The organism is Marinomonas sp. HM11-D, assembly GCF_057626615.1.
Genome location: NZ_JBMMKT010000026.1, coordinates 1 through 9,105, shown reverse-complemented (window position 1 = coordinate 9,105; position 9,105 = coordinate 1). Strand labels below are relative to the sequence as shown.

Here is a 9,105-nt window from a genome sequence, read left to right as displayed (position 1 = left end):
TTTCTAACCGAAGTTAGTCGCTACTTTGAACTACATACCAGTGCTGCTTTTGTTCAGCATTGGATTTACGATCATAGAATCTCATTCGGGTTAAGAACGGATTCCACCGGTTTGACGCTTGATTATCGTCTATTTCAAAGTTCTAAATTGTTAAAGAGCAGCTGTAAGAGCTAGGCTCTTACATAAGAAACGCTCCAGTGTTTGGAGCGTCTCCTTGATTTGTGGAGGCACATTATACGTACGAATCGAGCCCCGTCAACAAACTTCTTTATCTTTTTTCATTTATATTTATCGCACAAAAACAGGGGGCATAGCCGACATCCAAAGGATGACACTAAAAGCTAATAAACCTACCAAAACACACAAACCAACCGTTGCCACAGACATAGAGAACAAGAAACCACGCTCTTCAGAAATATGACCTAGCACGGGTGTCCCTTTAAGCAACAGATAGATGGCATAGCTTACGGCAGCCAACCCGATCAGTGCATCGAACCACATAACAGGATACAAACCAGCTAAGCCAGATAAGAACAAGGGTGTTGCGGTATAAGTCGTCACCATAAAGCAACGATCAAGAGAAGCCGTCACACCATAGGTTTTCTCCATCCAATACATGGCATACGCCATCACAGCAACGGCAACAAGCAACGCCACATAAAATGAAATCGCAATCGGTACCGCGCTCGCCACCGTCATACGTACCACATCGCCATTTCCCAAGCTCCAACCTACCTGCGTTGTGCCGATAAACAGTGATAAAGCAGGAATGGCTGCTAGCCAAATAAGATAGCGCGTGTAACATTCAACAATGGAATGACGCTCACCAACGATCTCACTCCACTCCTCTTTAGGATGACTTATTAAGCCAAAAACATGTTGCACATACATAATTGACCTCCAATGCATGTTTAAGTGACCCTTACTTAGACAACTAGGTAGTGATCCACCAAAAGCAAAGCAAATAGCCACATGATGTAACGAATGGAATACCAGAACATCTTAATTGGTATGGCTTCGTCTTCTTTATAGAGCTGCAATGCAAACATCAGCATACGTACATTGAGTACCGCAACTCCGAGCAAATAGACAATTCCACTCATTCCCACCACAAATGGAAGTGTCGTCGTAAGTATTAATAGCAGCGTGTACAACAAAATCTGCAACCTTGTGAAAGCCACTCCATGAGTAACCGGCAACATAGGCACACCTGCAAGCTCATATTCTTTTCTTTTGTGGATCGCTAACGCCCAAAAGTGTGGCGGCGTCCAAGCAAAAATAATCAGCACGAGTAATAAACTATTCGACACAAACTCCCCCGTCATCGCCACCCAACCGAGCAAAGGCGGCATCGCCCCCGCTAAGCCGCCAATGGTGATATTCTGCGGTGTGGCCCGCTTTAAGAAAGCGGTATAGATGACCGCATAGCCTAACAAGGACGCTAAAGTTAAATAGGCCGTAAGAGGATTCACCCATTCAAACAGTACGACAAAGCCCGTTACTCCTATGAGGCAAGCAAATACAATCGCTTGCATAGGACGCAGCTGCCCAGTCGGTAATGGGCGATTTCGTGTACGAGACATCAGCGCATCAAAACGACGATCCAGCACGTGATTAAAGGCGGCCGCCGACGAAGCACACAGACCAATGCCCAATAAAGCAGTAACGAGTAGAAGGGGATCAGGGAAACGTGTGTCCGCTAGACACATGCCCACTAAGGCGGTAAGCAGTAATACCGCCACCACTCGCGGCTTACATAAGTGATAGTAGTCTCTCCATGAAACATCAGTGGAACTGACTTCGGTAATGGAAGACATAAGCCCCTCCTCTTCGTTTGCTGGCGGACCATACAACGCAGAGCGCCTCAACCATACTGGCTAACAAGGAAGCCGCCAGCAAATTATGAAAGACAGCGACAAAAACAGGAACGTGAAAGATGATATTGGCAACACCTAATAAACATTGAATAAAGACCAAAGCCATTAATCGTAATGCCAATATTCGACGCTTGTTAAACATATAGACGGCAACAGAGGTTATCGCAACCAAGCACACCAAAGCGCCAATCCGATGCATCAGATGTATAGCAATACGTCCTTCCCCAGACAGTAGACCACCCAAATAATTTGGACCAATTTCCTGATGCCCCAGATCGAAACCATGTTGGAAATTTGCTTCAGGCCACCATTTTCCCTGACAGGTAGGAAAATCAGGACAGGCTAGCGACGAATAGTTCGCCGCCATCCAGCCACCTAAAGCTATTTGGAACAATAGAATAAGCACCACCAACACCAGTCCAAAGAAGGCCGGCCAACTACTGGTAAAATCACTTTTCGGTAAAGTTTGACGCAACCACAGCCAGTACAGCAGGGACAAGGTGGTAACACCGAAAATCAAATGCAATGACACCACTTGTGGCCAGAGTTTCAATGTCACGGTCCACATACCAAACGCCGCCTGCACTAGCATCACTAAGAAAATGGTCAAAACATGCCCCACAGGCACAGTCGCCACTTCTGACTTGGCACGTCTCGCCACCCACAACATCACAGCAACCAATAATAACGCCGTGCCAGCAGCATAACGGTGAATCATTTCCGACCAGCCTTTTTCCGACTCAAGTGGCGCTTCTGGAAAACGTACTTGCGCCAATGCCAACTGAGCATCGGTCTGCGGCACAGTTAAAAAACCATAGCAGCCCGGCCAATCGGGGCAGCCTAACCCAGCATGACTTAATCGCGTATACGCCCCCAACGCAATCACCACCACAACTAAACACACTGCTATCAGAGTTAATCGCTTCAACAACTGTGGAGAGGACATACTTCACCCCCGCGCCTGAGCTTTGATTAATTTAAGGACGTCTTCATAAACCTTTGCTTCGGATAAATCTCGAGAAAAACTCAGCACCACCCAGCCATTAGGGTCCACCAGCCAGACAGACTCAGCTAGGCTGTCTCGTTCAGCGAAAGTCACATCAGACAATGACCAACGAAGCAAAAAAGGGTCAATCACTTCTTCATGAGCTGAATTGGAGACCAGCACACGCTGCAATTCCTCCGCATGGCGCCCCAATGCCACATGCATTTTGCGCAAGCGCTCAAGTTGCTCTCGACATTCCAGCTGACACGCTGGATCAACAATTAGCAGGCGCCACAAATGTGAGGATTCGGAAGGAACACTTACTGGATCATTCAAATGCAGCGGTGGCGATAAAACCTCGCCATGAGCAGTGATACTCGGTGGCCGCCATCCGCCCAGCACCATCCCCCAAGCAATCAGCATGGGAATGAAACCTATCGCAAATAATGCCAGCAAGATAAATCGGCCTCGACGACGGTTATCAGTAGTGACCATAGCCCTCTCCTTATCCATCTACACCTAGCCTTGCCCTAGTGCCCATTGCCTAGAGCTTCTTCTTGTATCGGTAATACCCCATTAAAAACAGTAACATCCCTGCCATAGCAAACCATTGCACAGCATACGCCGTGTGCTTCTCCGACGTCATCACACCACTTTGCCAATGGCGGTTGAGCACACCATATTGATTCGGCTCCAATCTCACTTCGGCAGGAAAGACGCGTTCCAGCTTAGATAGCTGAACGATTTCACCAAAATAGCTGCTGTCAAAGTATTGCACCCTCTTCGGCCAACCTGCGCTGGCATACTGGGCATCGGATAAGCGAAATGCGCGCTTACTCGGCACATATACTCGTACCAGCAGGCTAACAGGCTTATCTTCCATCTCCTCTAGCTGAGGTAGTTGCTGGCGATTGGGCAAGGCTTTCACGGCGCCACGATTAATAAAAAACCTCACGCCCTCTAGCGTCATAAAGGGAGTCACCACATCGTAGCTTGGCGCACCATTTACCACCTTGTTATCAAGTAAAAACTGCTGTTCTGATAAGTAACGTCCCGTGACTTTCAGCAAATTGCCATCCTGAATATGAGCAAACCAATTCTCGTAATAAACTTTCGGTTGCATCACTGCCTGTTGCCACTTACGCTTTTCATCAGCTCGACTAAGCTGCCATGCGCCCAAGCTACACATCAGCGTCACCAACAAACCGCACAGCAGCATTAACCCAAATTGCTTATTTGCTCTGATCAACATAGGTTTTCACATGCTGTCTGCTGCCATCATCACACTCTTTATCCTCATGCTGATCAGCCTCTTCAGCGGCTTATATTTCTTGTTTCAGGACAACAGCAAAAAACAGCGCCTCCTTACCTCATTAAAATTGCGCATTTTCCTCGCGACATTACTGCTTGGTTTAACCGCATACGGTTTTGTCACAGGACAGATTGCCCCCAAAGCCCCATGGGCCAACCACTCTTCGTCAGGGCTAGATCACATAAACGAAAATAAATAGCCCCAACCACACCACGTCGACAAAATGCCAATACCAAGCTGAAGCTTCAAAGCCAAAGTGATGCTCTGCATTAAAGTGTCCCCATAACATACGCACCAACATCACCAGCAAGATAATAGTGCCCAAGGTGACATGAGCCCCGTGAAAGCCCGTTAAGATAAAAAAGGTCGAACCATAAATACCTGACTGCAGCGTCAAACCGCTTTGGGTGTAAGCCTCGATATATTCAATTCCTTGCACCCATAGAAACGAAATCCCTAGCACCACGGTCAACGCCAGCCATAGCATTGCTTGCCCGCGTTTTGCTTGTTTTAAGCCGTGATGGGCGATGGTTAAGGTTATACTGGAAGACACCAACAATATGGTATTCAGCAAAGGCAGATGAAATGGATCAACAATCTCAGTGGGGCGTTGAAACCCTGCTGCGGGGGTATCCAAAAGCGGCCAAGTGGCAACAAAGTCAGGCCACAATAATTGCCCTGTCATTGCATTTGAACCGGCACCACCTAACCATGGCACAGCAAAGTTGCGCACATAAATTAATGCACCGAAGAAGGCGGCAAAAAACATTACCTCAGAGAAAATAAACCAGCCCATCCCCAAGCGAAAACTGACGTCCATTTGTGCGCTGTAGAGCCCACTTCGACTTTCGATCACCACCCGTCGAAACCAGCCAAAGAAGATAAACGCCAAAATCATTAACCCCAGCGCAAAAAAGTCTGGTGTCCCGCCAGCCAACAACACTGGGGCTCCCATGGCAACTAGGGCTAAACCTACGGTGGACAAAATGGGCCAACCACTCTGCTCGGGAACATAATAGTTTTCATGTGATGGAGTCATAAATCCTCCTACATAACGGTTAGCGACTCGACACAGCGTCCGCTGTGGTCATATCGAATAAGGTGTACGACAAACTCAGCTTATGAATATCCTGAGGCAATTCAGGATCCACTGTAAAAAACACCACCATATCTCTCGTCTCATTTGCCTCAAGCACTTGGCGCTCGAAGCAGAAACATTGAATTTTATGTAAGTAACGCGCACCCTCTGCGGGGCTGACACTAGGGATAGCCTGTCCAACCATCTGCATGCTCGTTAGGTTCTGCACTCGAAATAGAGCCTTAACATCCTCTCCAGGATGAAAACTGACTTGTTGCTGCAGTGCTTCAAAGCGCCACGGCATACTAGCATTGGCGACCGTAATTAATTGCACTGTCACCTGACGATCCCTATCCACCAGCACACTACTTTCACTTTGACGCAGTTCTACCTTGCCATTTAGCCCCGTGATTTCACAAAACACGTTATAAAGTGGCACCAAGGCAAAACCGAAAGCAAACATCCCCAAGCTAATAGCCACTAGACGTAATGTTTGTTTCACAACTTTTGTCATAGTGCTACTCCACTAACGGAGGCTTTGAAAATGTGTGGTAGGGCGCAGGAGACGACACGGTCCACTCCAACCCTTGAGCGCCTTCCCAAGGAGAATCCGGCGCCGCACGACCGGTTAACACGCAGCGCACAACCGTCACCAGAAAAATCAGTTGGGAAAGACCAAATAGCGCCGCACCAATACTGGAAATCATATTAAAGTCAGCAAACTGCAACGAATAATCCGGCACACGACGCGGCATACCCGCCAAGCCAACAAAATGCATCGGGAAGAAAGTCAGATTAACACCGACAAACGAGCACCAGAAATGACACTTGCCCAGTAACTCGCTGTACATATGGCCAGTCCATTTCGGCAACCAGTAATACACTGCCGCAAAGATAGAAAATATTGCTCCCGGCACTAATACATAATGAAAATGGGCCACCACAAAGTAGGTATCGTGATATTGGAAATCAGCCGGAGCAATGGCCAACATCAAGCCGGAAAAACCACCGATGGTAAACAACACAATAAAGGCGATGGCAAACAGCATCGGTGTTTCAAAGGTGATGGACCCTTTAAACATGGTCGCCACCCAGTTAAACACTTTTACCCCTGTGGGCACGGAGATCAACATAGTCGCATACATAAAGAACAACTCTGCGGCTAACGGCAGCCCCACAGCGAACATGTGGTGAGCCCACACAGTAAACGACAACAAGGCAATGGAAGCGGTGGCGTATACCATGGAGGCATAACCAAACAATGGTTTACGGCTAAAGGTCGGTACAATTTGCGAGATAATGCCAAAGGCGGGCAAGATCATGATGTAGACTTCAGGGTGGCCAAAAAACCAGAACAAGTGCTGGAACAATACTGGGTCACCGCCACCACCAGCCGAGAAAAAGCTGGTACCAAAATGGATATCCGTCAGCATCATGGTCACCGTACCGGCTAACACAGGCATCACGGCCACCAGCAAGAAGGCAGTGATAAACCAAGTCCATACGAACAGCGGCATTTTCATATAGGTCATGCCCGGCGCACGCATATTCATAATGGTGACAATGATATTAATCGCCCCTAAGATGGAAGAGATCCCCGCCATATGGATGGAGAATATAAAGAAGGTCACGCTTGGCGGCGCATAAGTAGTGGATAACGGGGCGTAGAATGTCCAACCGAAATTTGGCGCACCGCCATCCATTAGCAAGGTGGATAGCATCATGGTAAAGGTGAAAGGTAAGACCCAGAAACTAAAGTTATTTAGCCTAGGTAAGGCCATGTCCGGCGCACCGATCATCAATGGAATCATCCAGTTTGCCAGTCCCACGAAAGCCGGCATCACCGCACCAAACACCATAATCAGGCCATGCATAGTAGTCATCTGATTGAAGAACTCAGGCTCCACCACTTGCAGCCCAGGCTCAAATAGCTCCATGCGAATCACCAACGCCATGGAACCACCAATAAACAGCATCGCTAAGCTGAACACCAAATACATGGTGCCAATGTCTTTATGATTCGTCGTGTACAACCAGCGACGAATTCCCCGCGGTGGAGCATGATGAGCAGACAATGCAGCAGTCGTCATAGACACCTCTTTTATCTTTCGTCGTTAAGCATGGATTTGATTTCCTGAGGAGCAATCATTTCTCCAGTATCATTACCCCAAGCATTGCGTTCGTAGGTAATAACCGCAGCGATGTCCACTTCACTCAACTGGGCTCTAAAAGCCGGCATCGCGGTACCAGGACGACCATTCAAGACAAAATCAATGTGCTTTTTCATATCGAAGCGCACAATGGAACTGCCTTTTAATGCTGGGAAAATAGACGGAATACCCTGCCCGCCTGCTTGGTGGCAGGCAGCACAGTTTTTCAAATAGACCTGCTCACCTCTTTGATAGAGCTCTTCCATACTCCAAACACGCTCGGCGGCGGCACGCTCTCTGGCGATGCTTTCCTGTTTCGCCACTAGCCAACTTTGGTATTCATCTTCCGATACCGCTCGAACCACGATCGGCATAAAGCCATGATTTTTGCCACACAGCTCAGTACATTGCCCGCGATAGACTCCCTCTTCTTCAATCTTTGCCCAGGTTTCATTGATAAAGCCTGGAATGGCATCTTTCTTAACCGCCAGCGCAGGTACCCACCAAGAGTGAATGACATCATTGGAGGTCAACAGAAAACGGATTTTTTTACCCACTGGCAGCACTAAAGGCTCATCTACTTCCAATAGGTAATGCTCTCCTTTCTCTTGCTGATTAGTGATTTGCTCTATCGGGGTGTTGAGATTACTGAAGAAGGAGACATCTTGACCAAGGTATTGATACTGCCATTTCCACTGATAGCCCGTGATCTGAACATCTATCTCAGAGTCATCGGTGTTGTACATATCGGTGAGCGTTGCAGTCGCAGGGATCGCCATTGCGACAAGAATTACAACAGGGACTATGGTCCAAGCCAATTCGACCAAGGTATTTTCATGAAAGGGCTTTGCTTTGGCGCCGATGGACTTGCGGTAGCGGAAGATAGACCAAAACATCACGCTAAAGACCACAACCGCAATGGCAACACAGATCCAAAAAATCTGCATATGCAAAGCATAAATTGAGCGACTTACCTCCGTCACACCCGCTCCCATGTTCACCTGCCAATCGGCGAACACAGAGGATGAATACAGAGATATTCCCCCTAAGAGAATAAGCTGTCCTTTTTTAAGCATCAGTCATAGTCCTAACAATTTTATTATTATCTTTGAGAACTAAGGCCTACAGCGTAGTGACAAATGTCACAGACCTTGGCTAGGCACAACACTTAACTTTTTTGACAAAAAACAATGATTTTTTAAATGACGTTAGGATGAGTATAGGAAGCAATTAAAACTTTGCCAGTGACAAATTGCCGTGAAATGAAAAGAGAAAAAATAAGAGCAATGACGAGTAATAGGGATCAATCAGAACATGACAAGAGATCAACTCTAGCCAAAAACATTTCTATCAATAGAAGCTAACTAGCTGAAATACATGATAGTTTTGACAAGCAAGATCAGACTTAAGATGAACACTAGCACCACACAAATACCGACGACAATAAAGTGACTGGCTTTACCCGAGGAAAAATCTTGTTGGCGATTACGCTCACTCTGCACTCCAATCATTGCCTGTAAAACAGAGCGAATCACACGCCACACATTGGTTTTTGGCATGAGAAACTCCAAGTGCAAAATACGAAATGCACGAATAGAAAAATACAGTAAATTAATTCAGTATAGAGGAAATATAAAAGGATGATTTTTAATAACTATTTGAACTGCTAAGAAAGGATTGCCTAAAAGGCAAAAATAGAAAAC

Annotated in this window: 11 protein-coding genes; 1 reads left to right on the top strand and 10 read right to left on the bottom strand. The window is 46.9% G+C overall.

Annotated elements, in window-relative coordinates; all coding sequences use genetic code 11:
- Positions 1-288: 288 nt before the first annotated feature.
- Genes ACOSVP_RS18410 through ACOSVP_RS18390 form a run of 5 tightly spaced genes read right to left on the bottom strand, consistent with a single transcriptional unit; the run spans position 289 to position 4,114 of the window.
- On the bottom strand, positions 289-891 hold the full coding sequence (locus ACOSVP_RS18410; protein ID WP_487348946.1) for a Yip1 family protein: 603 nt from the start codon (positions 889-891) through the stop codon (positions 289-291).
- 35 nt (positions 892-926) lie between these two features.
- On the bottom strand, positions 927-1,817 hold the full coding sequence (gene cyoE, locus ACOSVP_RS18405; protein ID WP_487348945.1) for a heme o synthase: 891 nt from the start codon (positions 1,815-1,817) through the stop codon (positions 927-929).
- Positions 1,786-2,823: a COX15/CtaA family protein gene (locus ACOSVP_RS18400; RefSeq protein ID WP_487348944.1), complete on the bottom strand. Its 1,038-nt coding sequence runs from the start codon at positions 2,821-2,823 to the stop codon at positions 1,786-1,788. The genes cyoE and ACOSVP_RS18400 overlap by 32 nt, the downstream gene beginning before the upstream one ends.
- 3 nt (positions 2,824-2,826) lie before the next feature.
- The gene (locus ACOSVP_RS18395) at positions 2,827-3,357 is read right to left on the bottom strand and encodes a hypothetical protein (RefSeq protein WP_487348943.1); all 531 of its coding nucleotides are present in this window, start codon (positions 3,355-3,357) and stop codon (positions 2,827-2,829) included.
- 49 nt (positions 3,358-3,406) lie between these two features.
- A complete protein-coding gene (locus ACOSVP_RS18390; protein ID WP_487348942.1) occupies positions 3,407-4,114 on the bottom strand; it encodes an SURF1 family protein in 708 nt (235 codons plus the stop codon).
- 10 nt (positions 4,115-4,124) lie between these two features.
- Between ACOSVP_RS18390 and ACOSVP_RS18385 the strand changes: the two genes are divergently transcribed.
- Positions 4,125-4,373, top strand: a complete 249-nt coding sequence (locus ACOSVP_RS18385) for a DUF2909 domain-containing protein (protein WP_487348941.1) — start codon at positions 4,125-4,127, stop codon at positions 4,371-4,373.
- On the opposite strand, the gene ACOSVP_RS18380 is transcribed toward ACOSVP_RS18385, so the two are convergent.
- The 5 genes from ACOSVP_RS18380 to ACOSVP_RS18360 all read right to left on the bottom strand — a co-directional run bounded on the left by ACOSVP_RS18380 (position 4,347) and on the right by ACOSVP_RS18360 (position 8,961).
- Positions 4,347-5,213: a cytochrome c oxidase subunit 3 gene (locus tag ACOSVP_RS18380; RefSeq protein ID WP_487348940.1), complete on the bottom strand. Its 867-nt coding sequence runs from the start codon at positions 5,211-5,213 to the stop codon at positions 4,347-4,349. The genes ACOSVP_RS18385 and ACOSVP_RS18380 overlap by 27 nt on opposite strands.
- 19 nt (positions 5,214-5,232) lie before the next feature.
- Complete coding sequence (locus ACOSVP_RS18375) at positions 5,233-5,766, bottom strand: cytochrome c oxidase assembly protein (RefSeq protein WP_487348939.1); 534 nt, start codon at positions 5,764-5,766, stop codon at positions 5,233-5,235.
- Between the two features lie 4 nt (positions 5,767-5,770).
- Entirely contained in the window at positions 5,771-7,342 is a 1,572-nt protein-coding gene (gene ctaD, locus ACOSVP_RS18370) for a cytochrome c oxidase subunit I (RefSeq protein ID WP_487348938.1), read from the bottom strand.
- A gap of 11 nt (positions 7,343-7,353) precedes the next feature.
- Positions 7,354-8,478 (bottom strand): cytochrome c oxidase subunit II, encoded by a 1,125-nt coding sequence (coxB, locus tag ACOSVP_RS18365; protein ID WP_487348937.1) that lies wholly within the window; start codon positions 8,476-8,478, stop codon positions 7,354-7,356.
- A gap of 288 nt (positions 8,479-8,766) precedes the next feature.
- A complete protein-coding gene (locus ACOSVP_RS18360) occupies positions 8,767-8,961 on the bottom strand; it encodes a DUF2970 domain-containing protein (protein ID WP_487348936.1) in 195 nt (64 codons plus the stop codon).
- Between the last annotated feature and the right edge of the window lie 144 nt (positions 8,962-9,105).

What these genes read in the sequence shown, in the direction of transcription:
- ctaD (WP_487348938.1), bottom strand. Translation starts at nt 7,342, where the DNA reads ATGACGACTGCTGCATTGTCTGCTCATCATGCTCCACCGCGGGGAATT.
- ACOSVP_RS18410 (WP_487348946.1), bottom strand. Translation starts at nt 891, where the DNA reads ATGTATGTGCAACATGTTTTTGGCTTAATAAGTCATCCTAAAGAGGAG.
- ACOSVP_RS18385 (WP_487348941.1), top strand. Translation starts at nt 4,125, where the DNA reads ATGCTGTCTGCTGCCATCATCACACTCTTTATCCTCATGCTGATCAGC.
- ACOSVP_RS18400 (WP_487348944.1), bottom strand. Translation starts at nt 2,823, where the DNA reads ATGTCCTCTCCACAGTTGTTGAAGCGATTAACTCTGATAGCAGTGTGT.
- cyoE (WP_487348945.1), bottom strand. Translation starts at nt 1,817, where the DNA reads ATGTCTTCCATTACCGAAGTCAGTTCCACTGATGTTTCATGGAGAGAC.
- ACOSVP_RS18380 (WP_487348940.1), bottom strand. Translation starts at nt 5,213, where the DNA reads ATGACTCCATCACATGAAAACTATTATGTTCCCGAGCAGAGTGGTTGG.
- ACOSVP_RS18375 (WP_487348939.1), bottom strand. Translation starts at nt 5,766, where the DNA reads ATGACAAAAGTTGTGAAACAAACATTACGTCTAGTGGCTATTAGCTTG.
- ACOSVP_RS18360 (WP_487348936.1), bottom strand. Translation starts at nt 8,961, where the DNA reads ATGCCAAAAACCAATGTGTGGCGTGTGATTCGCTCTGTTTTACAGGCA.
- ACOSVP_RS18390 (WP_487348942.1), bottom strand. Translation starts at nt 4,114, where the DNA reads ATGTTGATCAGAGCAAATAAGCAATTTGGGTTAATGCTGCTGTGCGGT.
- ACOSVP_RS18395 (WP_487348943.1), bottom strand. Translation starts at nt 3,357, where the DNA reads ATGGTCACTACTGATAACCGTCGTCGAGGCCGATTTATCTTGCTGGCA.
- coxB (WP_487348937.1), bottom strand. Translation starts at nt 8,478, where the DNA reads ATGCTTAAAAAAGGACAGCTTATTCTCTTAGGGGGAATATCTCTGTAT.